The sequence below is a fragment of the Roseburia sp. AF12-17LB genome (assembly GCF_003479605.1).
In the GTDB taxonomy this organism is placed as follows: domain Bacteria; phylum Bacillota; class Clostridia; order Lachnospirales; family Lachnospiraceae; genus Roseburia_C; species Roseburia_C amylophila.
In genome coordinates, this window is record NZ_QUHR01000002.1 from 358,600 (window position 1) to 381,148 (window position 22,549).

The window sequence follows — 22,549 nt, forward strand, 5'->3', positions numbered from 1 at the left end:
CCTCACATACACAATGACTGTATATCACGAATCAGATTATCCAGCTGTACATCCATTCCACACTCAAACACTCCTGTATCTGTCTCTATGATACATTCTCCTTCAGTCATGGAATGAATGGTAACTAAATCCAAAGTTGCATTCTGTCCCACGCATTCTAACAGCTCCTGTTTATGTTCTTCCAGATATGCTGCCTGTTTCGGACCTGCTTTGATTGTAAATTCTTTCGGTCCGTCAATGGATTCCATTGCCCGTTTTACAAGATAAAGTACAATCTCATCCTTATCATGGAACTGCACATGGAAAACATGGGAAACCACATCTGTAATTGTATGTACAAGCTTCGGTTCCAGTTCCCGCATCTGTTCCAGATAAGAATCCTGCAGCTGCTGTTCCCTTTTTCCAATGCTCTCTAACTTTGCATCATAAACCGCAGCACCTTCCTGCATTCCCTGTTCCAAACCTTCTGCCTGTCCCTGTTCCTGTGCCTGCTTACGAATTTCGTCTGCTTCCTCCCGGGCTGCTTTTCGGATTTCGTCTGCTTCGGCATTTGCCTGTGCTAAAATTTCTTCTGCTTTTTCCTTTGCCTCTGCTTCATAATCAATTGTTTCCACCTGCGGTGCAGCAATTCCTTCTACAAATCCACCTGACTCTGCCTGTGGCTGTTCCGGTTCTCTTGTCTTTGCAAGAGCCCGGGACTGTTCTTCTAAAATACGATACGCCAGCGTATTGGAATTAATCACGCGGCTCTCAGATTCATTCGTGATAAAACGCTGTTTATATAAATTAGACAATAATCTCATCACCTCCGCCACGGGAAATTACAATTTCTGCGGAGTCTTCCAGTTTACGAATAATACCAACAATCTTCTGCTGTGCTTCTTCTACATCCTTCATTCTTACCGGACCCATGAATTCCATATCTTCACGAATCATGGCAGCAAGACGTTTGGACAGGTTCTTAAAGATAACATTCTGAACCTCTTCGTTGGCACCCTTCAGTGCAACAGCAAGGTCATTGTTGTCCACATCACGCAGCACACGCTGGATTGCACGGTCGTCCAGCAACAGGATGTCTTCGAACACAAACATCTTCTTGCGGATTTCGTCTGCAAGTTCCGGCTCTTCGATTTCTAAGGATTCCATAATATGTTTCTCTGTTCCACGGTCTACCGTATTCAAAATACCAACGATAGCATCTACACCACCCACAATTGTGTAATCCTGATTGATCAGGGAAGAAAGTTTTCTCTCTAACACACGCTCTACCTCTTTGATTACATCTGGTGAAGTCCTGTCCATCTTGGCAATACGTTTTGCAACATCTGCCTGTTTCTCCGGTGTCAGGGCTCCTAAAATCATTGCAGACTGTGCCGGTGACAGATATGACAAAATCATGGCTATGGTCTGTGGATGCTCGTCCTGAATAAAGTTCAACACCTGACTTGGATCTGTCTTTCGTACAAATTCGAACGGACGAACCTGAAGGGATGCTGTCAGTTTTGTAATAACCTCCTGTGCCTTGTCGCTGCCTAATGCCTTATCCAGGAGTTCTTTGGCATAGCCAATACCACCTTCTGCAATATACTGCTGTGCAAGGCATACCTGATAGAATTCGTTTAATACGCTTTCTTTGGTCTGTGGTGACACACTTCTGGTATTTGCAATCTCCAGTGTCAGTTCTTCTATTTCATCTTCTTTTAAATGTTTGAAAATACTGGCCGACTTCTCCGGTCCTAATGCTATCAGCAATATCGCCGCTTTCTGAATGCCATTATATTCTTCTGTTCCCATTTATTCCCACTCCTCATTCAGCCAGTTACGAAGCAACGACGCAACAGCCTCCGGATTTTCATCTACGAATTTTTCAATCAGGACACGAATCTCTGACTTCTCATTGTAACCAATATCTTCCAAATCTTCCTGTTCTGCCTGCTTGGTTGTCTCAAGCAACGATTCTACAGAAAGCTCCGGTTCAATTTCAGTTTCTTTTTCTTTTCTGGTACTGCGGAATACCACATATCCTAACAGTGCAAAAATCAGAACCGCAAGAATAATCTGCAGGTAATCCTGAAAGCCCCTGCCGCTGCCCTTAGAATATTCAAACATCGGAATATCATAGCTGACAATCGAAATATTAGATGCCGGGATACCGGTTGCATTGGATACCATAGTATAAAGATCCTGATCTACCGTTCCCTTTACCCGGTTGTTATTCTGTGTTACAAATTCATCAAAGGTCATATTGTCCAGAGTACCATCTGCTTTTAAGGTATCCTCATTATAAGTCACATAACGGGCTACCGTTACAGATATGGATGACTGGTCATATTCTATATCTCCTACAGAGCCAATGGTCTGGGTGTTCTTTTCATCCAGTGCACGGTCAATGGAATCATCTGTAATAGAGCTTTCTGATGTGCTTCCATCCGGAAGTACATAAGTTGTTCCATCTCCATTAGAGTCTGTTCCCGGTGTTCCCGACGTACCACCGGTTGAGTCTGACTGATAACGGTCCTCATGGGTAATCAGTCCTTCATCCCTGTCTCCCTGCGCAGAATAATTTGTCTCATTAGTCGTAACCTGATCAAAATTCAGCTTTAAATTTAATCCTACATCAATCGTATCATAAAGGTCTGTTCCCTTAATCACATCTGTAACAGCCTTCTTCACCTGTGTTTCTTTCTTTGTCTGATAACTGAGCTGTGTGCTGGCAGTTCCGATTGCTGTACTCTCTTCTCCACCCGCAAATAAAAGGTTGGAATTAGAGTCAATAATCGTAATATTATCCGTGGAAGAATTGCCAATCTCAGTTGCTATATATCTTGCTAAAGATGCCGCCTGGTCTTCGGACATCTCTCCGTTCAGTTCCAGCTTAACGCTGGCATAGGACTCCTGATTTCTTGTAACTAAGGTTCCATCATCTTCCGGAATATTTAAGTTAACATCTGCCGACTTAATCAAATCCATATTTTCCAGTTCTTTTGCAAATTTATCTTCCAAAAAAACCTGATACCGTTTACTCTTATCAGCTTCCGTTGTGCTGATACTGCCGCTTAATGCATCATCAATGGTAAATCCGTTGGTCGGAATACTGTTTGAACCAAGCAAAATATTTGCATCTGCCTGATTCTTTGCATTTACCGAAAAAGTCATTCCATCAGAAGAAACCTCATAATCTATGCTGTTTCCATCCAAAAGGTCTTTTACAGACGATGCCTGCGTTGCATCCTCACAGGTTATCAGCTGAACCATCGTAGGTTTCGTCATCACGACAGCCAGTATCACCAATGCAAGAATTACTACAGCCGTAATACTGATAAGAAGCGTCTTCTGCTTTGTTGTAAACTTCAGCCACCACTCTTTTATTTTTTCTAATATTGCTTTCAATCTGTCTGGCATAATCTACTCATCCTACCTATACTAAATCTGCATGTTCATAATTTCTTTATAAGCATCTATTACTTTATCCCTTACTGCAACTGTATACGATAATGCAATGTTTGCCTTTTCCTGCGCCACAAGCAATTCATGGGTATTGGTTGATTCTCCCAATGCAAATTTAATTTCCTCTTCCTCTGCATTGTTCTGATAATTATTTGTTTCCTTCACCATGTTCATTGCCGTTGCAAGAATATTATCAAAGCTTTCCGCACTGTTTGACTGCTGTGTTGCAGCTGCATTCTGTGTATTAAAAACATCTGACGAAACTCCTGTTAATACATTAACATTCATCGTTTATCTCACCTTTCCAAATATCTTTTATAATTTACCAATCTGTAATCCTGCCTGTGCAATCTGTTTGCTTGCATCAAAAGCTGTTACGTTCGCCTCATATGCTCTGCTGGCATCAATAAGATTCGTCATTTCTGTTACTATATTCACATTCGGATATGACACATAACCATTTTCATCCGCATCTGGATTGGATGGGTCATATTCCATAGTAAAATCAGTAGAATAATCTTCTGTCACTGAAGAAACCTTTACTCCGTTTCCCACATAGCCTTCCCGGGAATCAGAAAGCACTTTGCTGAACGGAGTTACACCTTTTTCCGAAAAAGTTACAATTTTTCTGCGGTATGGTGTTCCATTCTCTGTACTGGTTGTATTTACATTTGCTACGTTCTCAGAAATGGTATCCATACGAAAACGCTGCGCCGTCATACCGGACGCACTGATATCAAACGACTGAAATAATGCCATTCTTTATTCCTCCCACACAATTTTATTTAATAACGGTTTTATACCGTGATATTTCCTGACTGATACTGTTGGTCAATCCCAGATAACGGATTGTTTCTGAGGCAAGCTCTACATTCTCCTGCTCCGGGTCAACATTGTTGCCGTCCAGACGGTAAGAATAAGAGGCATTGTCGATATATGTCTTTGCATTCAGATGGTCCATATGGATATTTGCCACCTTGTCATCCAGTGAAACATATTTGCTTTTGCCCAGTTCGGATTCCAATGTACTTTCAAAATCCAAATCCCGGCGTTTATATCCAGGTGTATCAGCATTTGCAATATTATTTGATATTAACTGTTCTCTTTCCCAGCTCGCACTTGCGGCCTTATTCAGCACATTCATATAGTCAAACGCATTTGAACTTATCATACTGCACCTCCATAGTTATCCATATTGTTATCGCATCATATTTTATTATAAATAATCTTGTAAAAAACACAAGTATTTTTTTCTTATTTTTACATTATCTAGTGTTTTTTTCCAATTGGCCACACAATATAAAAGGGATTTACAGCTTTTTCCCACTATAAATCCCTTTATCCGATGCACCATCCGTGTGCTCTTCTTTATATCCTGTTTGTTTATATTTCTATGGTTAATCTGCCTTTCGTATTCTGGCAAGTTCATCAAACACCACATCATTTACAACTTTGATATAAGTTCCCTTCATTCCGGAAGAACGGGATTCGATGACTCCTGCACTTTCGAACTTACGCAATGCATTTACAATAACGGAACGTGTAATTCCTACACGATCTGCAATCTTGCTGGCTACAAGAATACCTTCTGTTCCGTTTAACTCATCAAAAATATGAGTAATTGCCTCTAACTCTGAAAAAGAAAGTGTGCTGATTGCTGAACGCACAATCTGTACTTTTCTGGTCTCTTCCGCATTTTCCTCATTCACAGAACGCATCATTTCCAGTCCGACAACTGTTGTTCCATATTCACTGAGAATAATATCATCAATGTCATACTGGTTATCATAACGATATACAAACAATGTTCCTAACCGCTCACCAGCAATATCAATCGGTGTAATAATTGCAGAATATTTCTTAATATCTGATTCAAATCCTAATGTTTCCAGATTGACGTTTTCCTTTGTGGAAAGAATTCCAAGCAGTCTTTCATTCAGCATAGAATCAATAAACCCGCCTACTTCATCAACAATCAGTTCATGAATCTCATCAATTCCACGGCACTGGCTGCTTCCGAGTACCTTTCCTTTTTTACTGATAACAAGGATATTGGAATCCAATATCTCTGTCAAAACCTCACAGATATCATTGAACACAACCTTTGACGAATTATTATTGTGCAAAAGCTTATTTATTTTTCTTGTTTTATCCAACAGCTGAACGCTCATACTTATATCCTCCACGCTATATTCAGAATAACTAGACTGTTTAATATTTTATCATGTTTATTCTGATAATTCAAGAATTTGAATTGTACTTTTAATTCTTTTCATCCTTTTTTGGTTTTTCCTCTGAAAAGCCACACTGCTCATTGGCACAGGCAAGCTTATTGCCCTTTTCTACCATATAACTTCCGCACTTCGGACATTTCTCAGATGACGGCTTTGCCCATGACATGAAATCACATTCCGGATTATTCTCACATCCGTAATATCTTCTGCCTTTCTTGGTTTTACGTAGTACAATATCTTTGCCGCATTTCGGGCAGGCAACACCAATCTTCTCAAAATACGGTTTGGTATTACGGCACTCCGGGAATCCAGGACACGCCAAGAATTTACCATGCGGACCGTATTTGATTACCATATTTCTGCCGCACTCTTCACAAATTACATCGGTCACTTCATCCGCTATCTGCACTTTTTCCAGATCTTTTTCTGCCTGCTTTACTGCCGCATCCAAATCCGGATAGAAATTGCTTACTACAGTCTTCCAGTTTACGGTTCCTTCTTCCACGCTATCCAGCAGCGACTCCATATTAGCGGTAAAATGTTCGTCCACGATACTGGAAAATGCTTCTGTCATAATGGAATTTACTGCTTCACCAAGCTCGGTAACATAAAGGTTTTTATTTTCCTTAATCACATATCTTCTGGCAAGAATGGTGGTTATGGTCGGAGAATAGGTACTTGGTCTTCCAATTCCACGTTCCTCCAATGCCTTTACCAAAGATGCCTCGGTATAATGAGCAGGCGGCTGTGTAAAATGCTGTTTTTCATCCCATGCATCAAAACTTAATTCTGTATCCTTATCAATGGACTTAAGCATTACATTCTGTGTGCCCTTTTCTTCATCTTCATTGGTGTATACAGACATAAATCCTTCAAATACAAGCTTGGATGCTGCTACGGTAAAACAGTATTTTCCAGCACCGATTTTTACGGATGTTGTCTCATATTTTGCATCACTCATACGGCTTGCGGTAAAACGGTTCCATATTAACTGGTACAGGCGGAACTGGTCTCTGGATAAAGATTCCTTTACCATTACCGGTGTTCTTGTAATATCAGACGGACGGATTGCTTCATGGGCATCCTGAATCTTGTTACTGCTCTTCTTTTCCTGTACATGGGAAGAAACATAATTCTCGCCATACTGCGCTGCGATAAAGCTGCGTGCCATAGCATCTGCTTCTTCTGAAATACGGACAGAATCTGTTCTCAGGTAAGTAATCAGACCAACCGTTCCGATTCCCTTTACATCCACACCTTCGTATAACTGCTGTGCTAAACGCATGGTTTTCTGTGTGGAGAAATTCAATACCTTGGATGCTTCCTGCTGTAAGGTACTGGTGATAAACGGCTGTGGAGCCTTTTTATTACGTTCCCCTTTTTTCACATCTGTTACGGTAAATTTTTCTTTTTCAAGCTCTGCCATAATAGCATCTGCCTGTTCTCTTGAGGTGATATTCATTTTTTCTTTTGCTGTTCCGTAAAACTTTGCAGTTAACGGTTTCTTCTCACCTTTTACTTTCAGGCTTGCATCTAAGGTCCAGTATTCTTCCGGTATAAATGCATTTATTTCACTTTCACGGTCGCAGATCAAACGCAATGCCACAGACTGTACACGTCCTGCACTTAAGCCTCTTTTTACCTTTGCCCATAATAACGGGCTAATCCGGTAACCCACCATACGGTCTAACATACGGCGCGCCTGCTGGGCATTCACTAAATCCATATCGATGTCTCTCGGTTTTTTTAAAGAAGTTTTTACTGCATTCTTGGTAATCTCATTGAAACTGATCCGGTAAACCTTTTTATCAGAATTTGCCAGATTCAGTGCCTGATATAAATGCCAGGAAATTGCTTCTCCCTCACGGTCAGGGTCTGTTGCAAGATAAATGACATCTGCTTTTTTCACTTCTTTTCTTAATTTTGCAAGTACATCACCTTTTCCCCGGATGGTAATATACTTTGGTTCAAATCCGTGTTCTGCATCAAATCCTAAGGTACTCTTCGGTAAATCACGCACATGTCCATTGGATGCATCCACTTCATAATTCTTCCCCAGAAACTTTTTAATTGTTTTAACTTTTGCCGGTGACTCAACAATAACAAGATATTTAGCCATAACCCTGCTCCTTTATTTTGTTCTCTCTATGCGGTTATTCATGTATTTTTATATAATAATTCTTATATACTTCTTTGATAAAACCTGCATTTTCCAGCGTCAGCAGTATCTCACACATCCGGTCTACCGGAAGCTTTGTTTCTTCCAAAATCTGCTGGGCACTTTTCGGTTGCAAATCGAGAACACTATACACCACCCCTTCATCTTTTTCAAGTACCTTTTTTGAAAAAGCATTGGAAACTACTATATTGGCAAGATCAATTTCAAGATCCTTAAACCATTCCTCCGGAGACACTATGATGCCAGCCCCCTGCCGTATCAGGCGGTTACAGCCTCCACTTAACACATCTCCAACACGCCCCGGAAGTGCATAAATATCTTTTCCCTGCTCTAAGGCAAAGTCTGCCGTAATCAATGAACCGCTCCGCTCCTTTGCTTCTATTACAACTACCACATCTGAAAGCCCGCTGATTAACCGGTTCCGTTGCGGGAACAACTTTCCCAAAGGTTTTGTCTGCGGCATATATTCAGATAGAATTCCGCCTTTTTGTGTCATAGTCTGATAAAGACTCTGATTCTGTCTGGGATAACAGTAATCTGCCCCGCATCCCATAACAGCATAAGTTTCTCCCTCTGCCGCCATGGCACCACTGTGGGCTGCTCCATCAATTCCTGCAGCCAGTCCACTGATTATAATGCAGCCTGCTTTTACTGCCAGTTCCGCCAGATGTTTTGCATAGTAACGACCGTATTCACTGCATCTTCTTGCTCCCACAATAGCAATACTTTTCTTATCTTCCGGTGGCAGACTGCCCTTATAAAAAATTCCATAAGGTGGCTTATTGATATATAAAAGACGTTTCGGATAGTTTTCATCCTCTCTTGTTACAAGATACAGTCCGCTTCTTTTTAAATTCTCCCATGCTTCTTCTAAGTTCCATGCTTTTTTATAGGTAAGAACAGACTTCACATCTGCTTCGGTAATGCCCGGAATCTGCATGAATTCCTTTTCTGACATGTCATATAAGACTCCTGCACTTCCGGCAAAACGAAACAGTTTTTCCACTTTTCCGGTTCCAATGTTTTCTGCCATCTGTGCCATACACGCCAGCCAGTATTTATATTTCATTCCATTTATCCCTCCCAGAATTTCTTATCTACATTCCGATAACAGACCGCCTCACTTAAATGTCTGGTTAGGATTTCATCTGAACCGTCCATATCTGCAATGGTTCTCGCCACCCGCAAAATCCTATGATAAGATCTGGCTGTCAATTCCAGCTTCTGATAAATGCTTTCCATATACTGTTTTTGTTTTGTCGATAATCTGCAATATTTTGTCAGTAATGCCGCCGGAATTCTACTGTTATAGCGAATGTTAGTTCCGGCAAACCTTTGCTGCTGCCGCTCCATAGCTGCAACCACCCTTTTTCTGATTTCTGCCGAAGTCTCCTGATGCGGATTTTCTTTAATCAAATCCTGATATTCCACACGCTTTGTCTCTACACAGATATCAATTCTGTCCAATAAAGGCTGACTGATTTTCTTTAAATACTGTTCCACCATTCCTTTCGTGCAATGACAGCGGTTCAAATCCGGATAATATCCACACCGGCAGGGATTCATGGCAGCCACCAGCATAAAATCCGACGGAAATTCATAATTTCCGGCAAGCCTTGCAAGCTTTACACAGTGTTCTTCCATAGGCTGTCTTAAAATTTCCAAGGTTTCCCGCCGGAACTCCGCCAGCTCATCTAAAAAGAGTACACCATGGTGGGCGAGACTGATTTCTCCCGGTCCCGGAACCATTCCACCACCTGCCAGTCCCTGTGGTGTTATGGTATGATGTGGATTACGGAAAGGACGTTCTGCCATCCATGCTTCACTTTCCGTCAGAAGTCCCCTTACACTGTATATTTTTGTTACCTCCAGGGCCTCATCTTCCGTCATCTCCGGTAAAATACCCGGAATTCTCCTTGCAATCATTGTCTTTCCTGCGCCTGGTGGTCCAATCATCAGGAGATTATGTCTGCCGCTTACCGCAATCTCACAGGCTCTTTTCACAAACTGTTGTCCATTAATTTCTGAAAAATCCGGTACTTCTTTTCTCTTAACCTTTTTCTCATGCCCGATTTCTTCTTTCTCAGGCTCCCAGAATTTTATTTCATCATTAAAGCCTTTTATCACTTCTTCCAGTGTGTTTACACCAAACAGACGGATTCCTTTTACCAATGCAGCTTCTTTGGCATTTTCCACCGGCACCATACAGGCGTCCATCCGCTCCTGTGCAGCCTTTGTCACGATGGGCAATACTCCATGAATCGGTTTTATTCTTCCATCCAGTCCTACTTCTCCTACAATCAGAAGCTGTTCCAGCCTGTCTTTCGGAATAATCCCCATTGCAGCAAGCACTGCCACTGCTACCGGCAAATCAAAGGACGAACCGCATTTTCTTACATATGCCGGCGAGAGATTAATCGTAATCCGTTTTGGTGGGAGACGGTATCCACAATTTTTAAGGGCTGTCCGCACCCGCTCTCTTGCCTCCCGCACTTCTGCCGATAAAAATCCTACCATTTCAAACACTGGCATACCATCCGTCACATCTGCTTCCACGCGGATAGGAATGCTCTCAATGCCACGCACGATTGCCGTTGATACAATACTGTACATTAAATTTCACCTTTCTGTTTTGCAATTATTCTGTTTTTTGTAATTATTTCATTTTCTCTGTTCATTTTGTTTGTCCGGGATTTTTCTGCAGAAGAACTCTGCAATTTACATGAGTAGCCCCAAGATGGGTTATTCATCATTTATTTCGATAAAAAAGATGGACTCATCATATCATGAAATCCATCCTTTTCAAATACCAATTTAACACATTATAAAAATTTAATAATTGTAACCTTTTTCAAAATAAGCCTTCAGCTTCTCCAATGCCCTTTTTTCAATTCGTGAAACATAGGATCTCGAGATATTTAAATTTTTTGCAATCTCCTTTTGTGTCACCGGACAGTCCGTTTTCAAACCATAGCGCAGGTTTATGATAATCTGTTCCCGCCTGTTTAGTACCTGGGGCAGTATTTCATATAATGTCTTCACATTTCTGTCATACTCCATCTGCTCCACCACATCCGGTTCGTTATGCTCTACAATATCCAGTAAATGTATCTGGTTTCCCTCTTTATCTGTTCCGATTGGCTCATAAAGAGACACTTCCCTGGCAATTTTACGCTTACTGCGCAGATACATCAGAAGTTCATTTTCAATGCATCTCGCTGCATAAGTTGCCAGCTTATTTCCTTTTTCTACCCGGAAGGTATCGATTGCTTTAATCAATCCAATGGTTCCAATCGATATCAGATCTTCCATATCCTCTTCCACATTCTGATATTTTTTTACCACATGCGCTACCAGACGCATATTATGTTCTATCAGAATATGTTTTGCTTCAAGGCTGCCTTCCCCAAGCTGTTTTAAATATTGCTTCTCTTCCTGTATAGTCAATGGAGATAAAAATGTTTTCAATACAGCACCCTTAAAAAGCGATTTATTATATTCTATGCGTCTGCCAGATTCTTCGTGCCTTTCCTCTTTTTTTATCTCTATCCTTTTCTTCTGTGTCTTTTTCCTTTATAATTATCCTTATGAAGCGAATATTAGACTATACCATAACAAATGAATACAAAAACTATACGATAAGAGAATTTCTTACGGAAAAAGGATACCCGAAAGGGCTCCGGGCACATCTTTTCCGCACCGAAAATGTTCTTTTCCGAAACGGTGATACCGGGCACAGCAGTGACCGGCTGAAGGTTTCTGATAAATTAAAGATTATTTTAGAAGAATCTATGCCGGAAAACTATCCTGCACCGGAAAACATTCCCCTTTCCATCCTCTATGAAGACGAAGATATTCTTGTTATCAATAAACCGGCACACATGCCTGTCCACCCATCCATGACACATTACGAACATACCCTCGCCAATGCTGTCTTTTATTATCTGGGCAGCAAAAACGAAGCCGGTCCTTTCCGCTGCATCAACCGGCTGGATAAGGATACTACCGGTATCACAATCCTTGCAAAGAACAGTCTCAGCGGCGGTATCTTAGGCAGACAGATGAACGAACGGAAAATCCACCGCACCTATCTTGCCATTGTCCGTGGTATTACCCCGGAATCCGGTACCATTACTGCGCCAATCGGCAGAAAGGAAGGTTCTGTATTAGAGCGTCAGGTAGATTTTGGGCAAGGTGAATACGCCTGCACCCATTACCGCAGACTAGCTGTGAAAGAAATTTTTTCAAAAAATACTTTTTCAGGGGAGCCTCTTTCACCGGATGCACTCTCCCTTATTGCTTTGCGGCTTGACACCGGCAGAACCCACCAGATCCGTGTCCATATGAGCTACCTCGGCTACCCTTTAATCGGAGATTTTCTTTATTATCCGGATTTTTCCATGTTAAAAAGGCAGGCTCTTCATGCCTGCCAGTTAAAATTCGAACATCCAATCACAAAGGAACAGCTCTGCTTTACGGCTCCACTTCCTGCCGATATGCAAATGCTGTTCCCTGAATTTCATGTTCCAAATCTGGACAATCTATTTTCGGATTAACGGATTCTTTCGGTAAGTCCGACTTTCTTCTGCACCTTACGCAAGGTCTTATTAGAATAATAAGCTGCTTTTTCGTCATTCATTTTAATCATGCTGTCAAGATAGGTCTTGTCTGCCATCAGTTCCCCATAACGTTTTTGCAATGGCTCTAACTCTGCAGCAACTGCTTCTCCTACTGCCAGTTTGAAATCACCGTAGCCTTTTCCGTCAAATTCTTTTTCGGTTTCTTCTCTTGTCTTACCGGTTACACAACCATAAATATCAATCAGATTACTAATGCCCGGTTTATCTTCACGATATACAATTTCACTGCCGGAGTCGGTTACTGCACGTTTAAATTTGCGGATAATGGTATCTTTATCATCTAAAAGGCGGATAGTTGCATTTGGATTCTCATCGGACTTTGACATTTTTTTCTCCGGCTCCTGCAGACTCATAATCTTTGCACCTGCTTTTCCGATATATGCCTCCGGAATTGTAAATACATCTCCGTAAATAGCATTAAAACGCTGTGCAATGTTTCTGGTAATCTCAAGATGCTGCTTCTGGTCTACTCCAACCGGAACCACATCTGCCTGATACAATAAAATATCAGCCGCCATTAATACCGGATAGGTATAAAGACCTGCATTGATATTATCTGCATGCTTTGCAGCCTTGTCCTTAAACTGTGTCATACGGTTTAACTCTCCCATATAAGTAAAGCAGCCTAATATCCAGCTTAATTCTGCATGTCCGGATACATGGGACTGATAATAAATACAGTTTTTCTCCGGGTCTAATCCTGCCGCTACATATAATGCATAAAGAGAACGGGCATTTTTACGGAACTCTGCCGGCACCTGTCTTAAGGTAAGGGAATGTAAATCCATAACACCATAGATACATTCATATTCATTTGTAAGATTTACCCAGTTTTTCAATGCTCCCAAATAATTTCCAAGGGTAAGGGTTCCTGTTGCCTGCATTCCACTATATAAAATCTTCTTTCCGTCTAACATTTATTTATCCTTCTTTCTTTTATTTTTCAATACTTCATATCGAATATATGCATAAGTCTCTTCTTCGCCGCATTCTGCCAGCATATGAAGAAGGCACTCTAAAAGTTCTCTTGATTCCTCATGAATAATATGATACTGCTTTCCATGTTCGTAATAAGCCAGAGGACTTTCGTCGGTATATTTTTCTCTCTGGTAATTCCTGCTTGCTGCCACCCGGTCAATAAACATCTCAACAACATATTTTGTTGGCATCTTCATTCCAGTAATTCCGGTGCATTTATCCGGTCCGTAATCAATCCAGTATTCCATATGATGCTTGTTTCTGCCCTTATGGTGCAGCCAGGCTGCGGAATACCCCTTATCCTCACGTTCGGCATTGTTGGGACTCATATTTCCCTGAAAATACTTACAGCCCACTAAAAATTCCGTTGGTGAATATTTCGACAAATCATGCAATAAGCCCTGGCGGTAAAGTCCAACTTTAAAACAGCCTTTCATGACTAACATCTTGTGATGATTAATTGTGCAAAAATGTTTCCATGCTTTCATCTTACTTTATTTCCCTATTAATATCTGAATGGACATCCCGGCAATTTCTACCTGGACTGCATCCATTATCATTTCTTTCTCCAGAAAACCATTTTCATTTCCTGTATCCATTACTTTATACCATTTTTTGCTTTTTGGCAATTTCGGAAGTGCAAGGAACTGTTTTCCGGTGTGAAAATTATATGCCACATAAATCATTTCCTCACAATCCGCATAGGGTCCGCAATAAAGCATCCCAACCGACTGGCGGTTCGGGCTAAATCCCACAGTCCATGCACTATCGCAATGAAAAGAAAGATCCGGATATCCCAGTCCCTTATAATCATTCATCCGCATCGGCTCTTCCATCCGAAGAACCGGGTGTGCCTTACGAAAGGCTGCCATTTTCTTTACAAACTGTTGTAAGGAAGCATATTTCTTATCATTTTTCCAGTTTACCCAGCCAACTGCATTATCCTGGCAATAAGCATTATTATTTCCCCTCTGGGAATTACCAATCTCATCACCGGCAGCAAGCAGTGGAATACCCTGTGCTAAAAATACTGCCGTAACCGCATTTCGAAGCTGTTTTTTACGCAGGCTTTCTATATATTTTTTGCGGGTTGGTCCTTCAATGCCATAGTTGTCACTGTAATTCCAGTCATTTCCATCCGCATTGTTTTCCCCATTTGCTTCATTATGTTTCTCACTGTACATAAATACATCTGCCAGTGTAAAACCATCATTAGATGCTGCATAATTCACAAATCCGGCATATTTCTTCTGCTTACGCATCTGGTTTACAAAATCGGTAAGACAGATTTCCTTATGATTTAACATTTTCCGCAACGGATAATAAAATTCATCCCGGTAAACAAATAAATGCGGATATGCATAATCCTGTTCCAGCAAATCCTCCGGAATCGTATCTGCAAACAGCTTACTGCGGCACAAAATCAAATCCTGTGCCATAGCACGAACCGGAAGATTTGCTCCCATCAGACGGAATCCATCCACATGATATTCCATCACCCAGAAGCGCAGGGCTTCTAACATCAGATTCTGATTGATGGTATCAGGAAAATAAATTTCCATAATACATTCCATGTCATTTTTATGCAATGCCTTAATTAATGATTTCAAGGCATGCTCCGGCTGTCTGCTTCTGGTAAATGCAGCCTTCGGCGCAAAATAATTGCCTTCGGTATAGCCCCAGCAATTTATCTTCTCAACTTCCGGCAGCTTCTTTGTATCTGTCTTCTGTTCTTCCTTCCAGGTCACATAATCCGGCAGTTCACAGGTTTCCGGTATCATCAGCTCTTCAAATTCATAAAAAGGCATAAATTCAACGGTTGTAACGCCCATATCACGAAGATATCCTATCCGGTTCTCTACTGCTTCAAAAGTTCCTTTTCTTGCTCCGCCATTACTACCCTCCATGGTAAAATTTCTCACATGAAGTTTGTACATGACCATATCCTTTTTGGCAATTTCCGGTGCCACATCCTCTTCCCAGTCAAAAACATCTGTGGAGAAACCGCTTTTCACCTGATAATCCATACCAAAGCGTTCCTTTTCTCCCCACTTTTCCCTGCCTACAATTCTTCTGGCATATGGATCTGTCATAACCTTACCGTCTATTTCAAAATTATAATCAAAAGAAGCCGGTTCAATGCCCATTACCATAATTGAGCGCAGTGCACCCACATAGTAAGTATCCGGAACCGGTATTTTTCCAATTTTCCCTGTTTTCTTTTCATACAGTACAATACTACATTTCTGCTCTTTTCTCCCCTCAAAGGTAAATACAACCCCATCACTATGCACAACTGCTCCCATGGTTCTGTAATCGCCTTCCCGAACATTGTATTTCATTTCATCATCCTGCACTTTCCTATATTCAAGTCTCTTGAAAAGATTATAACACGATTCATTGACAATTGATATGTAAATTTTTATAATTATAGTGTAGTGTATTGTTAATTAGTGATATAAGAGGTATATTCATGCATACAGTTGCAACAAAGGATTTACAACCTGGCATGGTGACTGCCACTCCTGTCATGAGCAGGCATGGGCAGATGATTGTAGAAGCACACAAAATGCTGACAACTCAGATGATTGCACACCTTGAGTTTTATGGAATTGAGAGTGCCAGAATAATAGACGGTGCTCTGCCTGTTGATGCCATTCAGTCAATGGCTGAAGAAAAGGAAGCGGTTGACCGGTATTCTGAACGGGTAAGAAACAGTAAAGAATTCAAAGTTTTTAAAGCAAATTACGAAAAAAAAGTACCTTTTTTAGAAAAATCCATCAATGATTTTGTCACAAAAAACATTCCTTTTGATCAGGAGGCTCTTTTATCCTGCGCTTTAGATCTTTTTGCCAGACATTCCACTACAATTTCCATGTTCGATATGCTGCACAATATGCGCAAAATTACCGATTCCACTTATGCCCACAGTCTGAATGTTTCTTTAATCAGCCGAATGATTGGTATGTGGCAGAATTATAATGCAGATGATTTAGAAACTCTGACTCTGGGTGGTCTCTTACACGATATAGGAAAAAGTAAAATTCCACCGGAAATCATTAACAAGCCAGGGCGCCTGACCCCGGAAGAATATGAACTGGTGAAAAAACATTCCGAATATGGTTATGAACTGCTGAAAAATCAGAATGTATCTGTCCGCATCAAAAAAATTGCTCTCACCCATCATGAACGCTGTGATGGAAGCGGCTATCCAATCGGACTTATCGGAGATGATATTGATGATTTTGCCAATATCGTTGCTATTGCAGATGTCTACGATGCCATGACTGCTGACCGCTGTTATCGCCGCGGCGTCTGCCCGTTTGAGGTCATTGCCACTTTTGAGCGGGAGGGTCTGGGTAAATACAAACCCCAGTTTATTACCAGCTTCCTGGAGCATATTGCCAATACATATATTAACAATGATGTCATGTTAAGTAATGGCATGACCGGTAAAATTGTGCTGATTAACAAGCATCGCCTGACTCGTCCGGTGGTTCGGTTAGAAGACAGTATATTTATCAATCTGGAAAAACGTCCGGAACTCTACGTTCAGACAATTATATAAAGAAAGAGGTATTTTATGGAAAACAAACAGTTAAAAGATGAAGACGATATCATGGTGACATTGAATTTAGACAATGGGCAGGATGTGGAATGCAAAATTCTTACTATCTTTGAAGCAGGAAAACAGGATTATATTGCGCTGATGCCCTTAGATGAAAAGGGAAATGAAAATGCAGATGGTGAAGTATATATCTATCGTTACTCCGAGGATGAGGATGGAAATCCTTCTTTAGATAATATTGACAGTGACGAAGAATACGAAGTTGTCTCCGACCGTTTTGATGAATTATTAGATGAAGCAGAATTTGACGCAATGGACAACTAATCATCCATTACGTTTCCTGCAATTCTTTTAAGAACCGGGATGGTTCTGCACTGTGATTATTCAACAGCTCTACCGAGAAGAGGTAGAGCTGTTTTTTTGCTCTGGTCATCCCAACATAGAACATTCTGCGTTCCTCTTCCAGATCCGCATCTAAAACAGCTTTCTTATAGGGCATGATTTTCTCATTTACATCAATCAAAAATACCACATCATACTCTAATCCCTTCGAGCTATGTAAGGTTGATAAGACAACGCCCTCTCCCTTCGTCCGCTGCTTCTCCATGGCACGCTGTAATTCTTTTAAATATTTCTCTTTCTGTTTCTGCCAGTCATCAAAGCTATCGAACTCTTTGGTCATATCGGTAAGCTGTTCTAGAATATCCAAAAGTTCTTCCTCATTCATACCTCTCTGATCTGCATATTCTTTGATATAGTCATCGTAGCCGATTCCCTTGCGGATATAATTCACCGCTGCAAAAGGCTTCATTCCGGCTAACATTTTGCAGTCATGATAAAGCCGGTCGATTCTTCGTGCAATCCAGGACTGCTCCATTTTATCATAATAATCTGCCCAGACATCAAATGCTACGGTATCCTCTTCCAGGCTGTCCCGCCCAATATAACGGTTCGGCCGGTTCATAATCTGTAAGAAGTCTGCCCTTCTTCTGCTTCCATGGGCAATCCGAAGATAACTTTCCATATCTTTTGCAATCCAATGCTCATAAATATTAGGAATATTATCCCTTGTACGGAAAGGAATATTATATTCCATCAACTGCTGCATCAGAAGTCTTGGCTGTGTATTAGTGCGAAACAGCACCGCTGCGTCCGACCAGTCACCACCAGCTGCGGTATATTCCTTAAGTGCATGAATCAATCCTAAATTTTCTTCCCGCTGCGTCCGGTAAGTCTTACATACCACCGCTTCCTTTGCCGGATGAAATGCCTTAATATCCTTTGCAAACCGCCCTGTATTGTGGGCAATCAGTCTTCCTGCCGCTGCCACAATATTTCCATCGGAACGATAATTATAATTTAATACAATCCGCTTTGCATCAGCATAATCCTTCTCAAAGTTCAGCATAATCTCCGGTCTTGCCTGGCGGAACCTGTAAATAGACTGGTCATCATCCCCTACCACAAAGAGATTATTTTCCGGTGCTGCAAGCATCCTTATAATCTCATATTGCAATCCATTGATATCCTGAAACTCATCAATCAAAATATACCGGAACTTCTTCTGCCAGAGTGCTAAGATATCCTTCCGCTGGCTGAAAAGTTCATAGGTATAAACTAACATATCATCAAAATCAATCAGCCGGTTCTTCTGTAGCATCTTCTGATAATTCATAAATACATCCCGGAATGTATGCTCTGGAAAATTAGAAGAATAATAATGTTCAATGGGAATGTTCGAATTCTTTACACCGCCGATTTCAGATAACAGAGTCTGGATGCATTCATTTTCATCTTCATAGTCAATCGGAAAATGACGTAAAAGATTCCGGATAAATACCACCTTCTGCTCATCTCTTATAATATTTTCTGCCCGATAATGATAAGCATACTTTAATACCGTAAAAAACACCGCATGAAAAGTACCAAAAGTAGCCGTTGTGGATGTCTGATTCGTTAGCGAAAGAAAACGCTCCTTCATCTCCATAGCGGCTGCTTTTGTAAATGTCACCACCAGAATCTCTGATGGTGACACCCCATATTTTTCTATTAAATTTTTCGTTCGATGGGTAATTACGGCAGTTTTGCCTGAACCGGGCCCCGCCAGTGTAAGGCAGGGACCCTGATAAAAATCAACAGCTTCCTGTTGTGCTTCATTAAATTGCATGAAATGCCTCGTAACTTTTATTTCTCAAGTGCTTTCGTAAGAAGTGTAATTCCGGTACGGATACGTTTTAAGGACTCCTCCTTACCAATAATTTCCATAATCTCAGTTGCACCTGCCGGTGTCATCTGTTTACCGGAAACCGCTGTACGAACCGGCCATAATACATAACCATTCTTGCAGCCCTTCTCTGCCACAAAATCACAAAGTGTCTGATACAGTGCATCATTACTGTAATCCTGTTGAGCCTCTAATACCGGAAGAATCTCTGTCAAGACTTCCAAAGAGCTCTCTTCTGTGGTCTTCATCTTCTTATGGGTATACATTGCGGTATCATACTCCGGAAGTTCCTCAAAGAAGTCAATCAGATTCTCAATATCCGGGAAGATTTCAATTCTGGTCTTCACCATCTCTGCAATCTTGCGGATATCATAATCCCTGGTAATTACTTTCCGGATATATGGCTCTGCCATTTCAAAGTACGAATCAAAATCCATTGCCTTGATGTATTCGCCATTCATCCATTTCAGCTTTGTATAGTCAAATACAGCCGGTGATTTGCTCATATGATGATAATCAAAGGCTTTTACCAGCTCTTCCAGGGAAAAGATTTCCCGGTTATCTGCCGGACTCCACCCCAGTAATGCCACAAAGTTTACAACTGCTTCTGTTAAAAATCCCTGTTCAATCAAATCTTCGTAGGAAGAATGCCCGCAACGTTTACTTAACTTCTGATGCTCTTCGTTGGTGATTAGCGGACAGTGTACATACACCGGCACATCCCAGCCAAAAGCTTCATACAGACGGTTATACTTTGGAGAAGAAGAAAGATATTCATTTCCTCTTACTACATGTGTAATTCCCATCAAATGGTCATCTACTACGTTGGCAAAGTTATAAGTCGGATATCCGTCTGATTTAATCAGAATCATATCGTCCAGCTCCGCATTATCAACGGTAATATCTCCATAGATTTCATCATGGAAGGTTGTTGTTCCTGTCTGAGGATTATTCTGACGGATAACGTATGGAATACCTGAAGCAAGCTTTTCTTCTATTTCTTCCTTGCTTAAATGCAGGCAATGCTTATCGTAAACAATAATCTCTTTACCTGCAACAGTCTGACGCAGACTCTCTAAACGCTCCTTATCACAGAAACAATAGTATGCTTCTCCTTTTTCAATCAGTTTCTTCGCATACTCCAGATAAATTCCCTGTGCCTGACGTTCACTCTGCACATATGGGCCAACACCGCCATCCTTGTCCGGACCTTCATCATGCAACAATCCAGTCTTCTCAAGGGTACGGTAGATAATATCTACCGCTCCCTCAACATAACGTTCCTGGTCTGTATCTTCAATTCTTAAAATAAAATCTCCGCCCTCATGCTTTGCAATTAAATATGCATAAAGTGCTGTACGCAGATTTCCTACATGCATTCTTCCTGTAGGACTTGGTGCAAATCTGGTTCTAACCTTGCTCATTCTATTAACCCGCTTTCTTACTATTAATTTAATTCGATTTCCCGTAATTCCTTTGGAGGAAGCTGCTTGGTAGAAGCTTTCTTAATCTTCTCGATTTCCTGTTTTGCCTTCGGAATCGGAAGAATAGTTCCTGCTCCGGCGATACATCCGCCAGGACATCCCATTCCCTCAATCATATATCCATTCATCTTACCGGCCTTGGCAAGCATCAGCATCTTCTTACATTCAGCAAGACCTTCTGCATGTTCAATCTTAACATCCACATCCGGATAATACTCATGTATACATTTTTCAATGGCATCTGCAACACCACCGGCACATGCATATCCACGACCTGCAGCAGTTGCATCATGCATGGAGCTTTCACCATCTGTCTGGTTCGGATCAATTCCTTTTGCTGCAAACATAGCGTCTAACTCTTCAAATGTAATTACAAAATCAACATCACTTCGGACAGTTCTTCTACTTGCTTCCAGTTTCTTAGCAGCACACGGTCCGATAAATACTACTTTTGCATCCGGATGCTCTTTCTTAATGCTTCTCGCTGTAGCAACCATAGGTGTAAGCTCAGAAGATACGCTCTCGATCAAATCCGGAAACTGTGTCTTTGCAAGCATAGACCATGCAGGACAGCAGGATGTAAGTAAGAATGGAAGCTCACCTGTTGCAACATGATTTGCATAATGATGTGCCTCTGCTACTGCACCGATATCAGCTCCAAGTGCAACTTCAACAACCTCTGAGAAACCAAGTTCTAATAAAGCTGCTTTTACATGCTTTGGAGTAGCTCCAGGTCCGAACTGACCTACAAATGCAGGTGCAATTTCAGCAATAACTTCTCCGCCTTCTTTCATACAACGGATCAACTGGAAAATCTGTGATTTATCTGCAATTGCTCCGAATGGGCAGCTTACCATACACTGACCACAGGATACACATTTATCTGCATCAATCTTTGCTCTTCCGTATTCATCTGTTCCAATTGCTCCAATTCCACAAGCCATGGAACAAGGTCTTTCTTTCTTGGAAATCGCATCATATGGGCAGGCTGCTTTACATCTACCACATTTGATACATTTTTCCTGGTCGATTACGGATTTGCCATCTACCTGGGAGATTGCTCCCTTTGGACATACCTCCATACATGGATGTGCAATACATCCCTGACACATATTGGATACTTCATATTTCTTTTCTTCGCACAGATTACATGCAGATGGAATTACCTGCATAAGAGGTGGCTCATAATATTTTTCTGCCACATTGCTCTCTTCGAGGCCACTGGTAACATGTACCGGTTTATCCTGTGGCCGTAAAGACATACCCATAGCAAGTCTTACTCTTTCTGCTGCAATCGCACGTTCTCTATAAATACTTTCACGGTATGTAGGAACATCTCCAGGGCAAACTGTATATGGAACTGCCTCAACGGCATCGTTCAGGTTTGCACTGTCTGCTTCATAAGCAATTTTTGCTACCTCCGTAAAAATGCTTTTTCTCAAATCTGATACTGGTGTACGTAGTCCTCTCATCGTTTCCTCCTAGAAAAAAATTGTATTATATCATTGTTCATAACCACGCACAGTATTATCAATATATAACACTATGCTAACAATAATCTAGCACACCACTTTCAATAATACAAGTAGCCTGCTCTTATGTTCTAAAATAAATACTTTTTACAACTTTTTCCTCTGGGAACATTCTTTGCAGACCGCATCCGTATCTGTCCTTCCACTACATCCGCTGCAGCCAATGCAGCCTCCCTCTTTTTTCTTTTTCATCATAGCATATACTGCAAAGGCGCACCAGCAAAGAATCAGTAATAGCAAAATAATATCATTAACGCCCATAC

The 22,549-nt window shown here is 41.2% G+C and carries 21 protein-coding genes; 3 read left to right on the forward strand and 18 right to left on the reverse strand.

Annotated features, from left to right (window positions below; translation table 11 throughout):
- Positions 1-2: 2 nt before the first annotated feature.
- The 11 genes from DWV68_RS04395 to sigK all read right to left on the reverse strand — a co-directional run bounded on the left by DWV68_RS04395 (position 3) and on the right by sigK (position 11,328).
- On the reverse strand, positions 3-794 hold the full coding sequence (locus tag DWV68_RS04395) for a FliH/SctL family protein (RefSeq protein WP_158552072.1): 792 nt from the start codon (positions 792-794) through the stop codon (positions 3-5).
- Positions 787-1,794 (reverse strand): flagellar motor switch protein FliG, encoded by a 1,008-nt coding sequence (gene fliG, locus DWV68_RS04400; protein WP_022243314.1) that lies wholly within the window; start codon positions 1,792-1,794, stop codon positions 787-789. The genes DWV68_RS04395 and fliG overlap by 8 nt, the downstream gene beginning before the upstream one ends.
- Positions 1,795-3,402 (reverse strand): flagellar M-ring protein FliF C-terminal domain-containing protein, encoded by a 1,608-nt coding sequence (locus tag DWV68_RS04405; protein ID WP_117947050.1) that lies wholly within the window; start codon positions 3,400-3,402, stop codon positions 1,795-1,797.
- A gap of 21 nt (positions 3,403-3,423) precedes the next feature.
- Positions 3,424-3,735, reverse strand: coding sequence for a flagellar hook-basal body complex protein FliE (fliE, locus tag DWV68_RS04410; RefSeq protein ID WP_022243316.1), 312 nt, complete (start codon positions 3,733-3,735; stop codon positions 3,424-3,426).
- A 27-nt stretch (positions 3,736-3,762) separates the two neighbouring features.
- A complete protein-coding gene (gene flgC, locus DWV68_RS04415) occupies positions 3,763-4,206 on the reverse strand; it encodes a flagellar basal body rod protein FlgC (protein WP_117698275.1) in 444 nt (147 codons plus the stop codon).
- Between the two features lie 22 nt (positions 4,207-4,228).
- Positions 4,229-4,618, reverse strand: a complete 390-nt coding sequence (flgB, locus tag DWV68_RS04420) for a flagellar basal body rod protein FlgB (protein WP_117698276.1) — start codon at positions 4,616-4,618, stop codon at positions 4,229-4,231.
- A 226-nt stretch (positions 4,619-4,844) separates the two neighbouring features.
- The gene (gene codY / locus DWV68_RS04425; protein ID WP_022243319.1) at positions 4,845-5,618 is read right to left on the reverse strand and encodes a GTP-sensing pleiotropic transcriptional regulator CodY; all 774 of its coding nucleotides are present in this window, start codon (positions 5,616-5,618) and stop codon (positions 4,845-4,847) included.
- 91 nt (positions 5,619-5,709) lie between these two features.
- Complete coding sequence (topA, locus tag DWV68_RS04430; protein ID WP_118176967.1) at positions 5,710-7,800, reverse strand: type I DNA topoisomerase; 2,091 nt, start codon at positions 7,798-7,800, stop codon at positions 5,710-5,712.
- A gap of 34 nt (positions 7,801-7,834) precedes the next feature.
- Positions 7,835-8,929, reverse strand: a complete 1,095-nt coding sequence (gene dprA, locus DWV68_RS04435; protein ID WP_118087530.1) for a DNA-processing protein DprA — start codon at positions 8,927-8,929, stop codon at positions 7,835-7,837.
- Positions 8,930-8,934: 5 nt separating this feature from the next.
- Positions 8,935-10,473: a YifB family Mg chelatase-like AAA ATPase gene (locus DWV68_RS04440; protein ID WP_118087531.1), complete on the reverse strand. Its 1,539-nt coding sequence runs from the start codon at positions 10,471-10,473 to the stop codon at positions 8,935-8,937.
- 219 nt (positions 10,474-10,692) lie between these two features.
- Positions 10,693-11,328 carry an RNA polymerase sporulation sigma factor SigK gene (gene sigK / locus DWV68_RS04445; protein ID WP_118057408.1) on the reverse strand — a complete coding sequence of 212 codons (636 nt, stop codon included), beginning with the start codon at positions 11,326-11,328 and terminating at the stop codon, positions 10,693-10,695.
- A 119-nt stretch (positions 11,329-11,447) separates the two neighbouring features.
- On the opposite strand from sigK, the gene DWV68_RS04450 reads away from it, so the two are divergent.
- Positions 11,448-12,416 (forward strand): RluA family pseudouridine synthase, encoded by a 969-nt coding sequence (locus DWV68_RS04450; protein ID WP_118057409.1) that lies wholly within the window; start codon positions 11,448-11,450, stop codon positions 12,414-12,416.
- Here the strand turns inward: DWV68_RS04450 and trpS are convergent.
- The 3 genes from trpS to DWV68_RS04465 are packed head-to-tail and all read right to left on the reverse strand — an operon-like array spanning position 12,413 to position 15,820.
- Complete coding sequence (gene trpS, locus DWV68_RS04455) at positions 12,413-13,417, reverse strand: tryptophan--tRNA ligase (RefSeq protein ID WP_117841174.1); 1,005 nt, start codon at positions 13,415-13,417, stop codon at positions 12,413-12,415. The genes DWV68_RS04450 and trpS overlap by 4 nt on opposite strands.
- Positions 13,418-13,966, reverse strand: a complete 549-nt coding sequence (locus DWV68_RS04460) for a DUF5662 family protein (RefSeq protein WP_022243326.1) — start codon at positions 13,964-13,966, stop codon at positions 13,418-13,420.
- A gap of 6 nt (positions 13,967-13,972) precedes the next feature.
- Positions 13,973-15,820, reverse strand: a complete 1,848-nt coding sequence (locus DWV68_RS04465) for a glycogen operon protein GlgX (RefSeq protein ID WP_118057411.1) — start codon at positions 15,818-15,820, stop codon at positions 13,973-13,975.
- A gap of 131 nt (positions 15,821-15,951) precedes the next feature.
- On the opposite strand from DWV68_RS04465, the gene DWV68_RS04470 reads away from it, so the two are divergent.
- Together DWV68_RS04470 and DWV68_RS04475 are read left to right on the forward strand one after the other, a co-directional pair.
- Positions 15,952-17,046 (forward strand): HD-GYP domain-containing protein, encoded by a 1,095-nt coding sequence (locus DWV68_RS04470; protein WP_118057412.1) that lies wholly within the window; start codon positions 15,952-15,954, stop codon positions 17,044-17,046.
- Positions 17,047-17,061: 15 nt separating this feature from the next.
- Positions 17,062-17,370 carry a DUF1292 domain-containing protein gene (locus tag DWV68_RS04475; protein WP_022243329.1) on the forward strand — a complete coding sequence of 103 codons (309 nt, stop codon included), beginning with the start codon at positions 17,062-17,064 and terminating at the stop codon, positions 17,368-17,370.
- Positions 17,371-17,377: 7 nt separating this feature from the next.
- Here the strand turns inward: DWV68_RS04475 and DWV68_RS04480 are convergent, their stop codons facing one another.
- From DWV68_RS04480 to DWV68_RS04495, 4 genes are all read right to left on the reverse strand, one after another.
- Positions 17,378-19,213, reverse strand: a complete 1,836-nt coding sequence (locus DWV68_RS04480; protein ID WP_118057413.1) for an ATP-dependent helicase — start codon at positions 19,211-19,213, stop codon at positions 17,378-17,380.
- Between the two features lie 17 nt (positions 19,214-19,230).
- Positions 19,231-20,694, reverse strand: coding sequence for a glutamate--tRNA ligase (gltX, locus tag DWV68_RS04485; protein ID WP_118057414.1), 1,464 nt, complete (start codon positions 20,692-20,694; stop codon positions 19,231-19,233).
- A 23-nt stretch (positions 20,695-20,717) separates the two neighbouring features.
- Entirely contained in the window at positions 20,718-22,226 is a 1,509-nt protein-coding gene (locus tag DWV68_RS04490) for a 4Fe-4S dicluster domain-containing protein (RefSeq protein WP_118057415.1), read from the reverse strand.
- A 147-nt stretch (positions 22,227-22,373) separates the two neighbouring features.
- Positions 22,374-22,547 (reverse strand): FeoB-associated Cys-rich membrane protein, encoded by a 174-nt coding sequence (locus tag DWV68_RS04495; RefSeq protein WP_117698287.1) that lies wholly within the window; start codon positions 22,545-22,547, stop codon positions 22,374-22,376.
- Positions 22,548-22,549 lie beyond the last annotated feature (2 nt).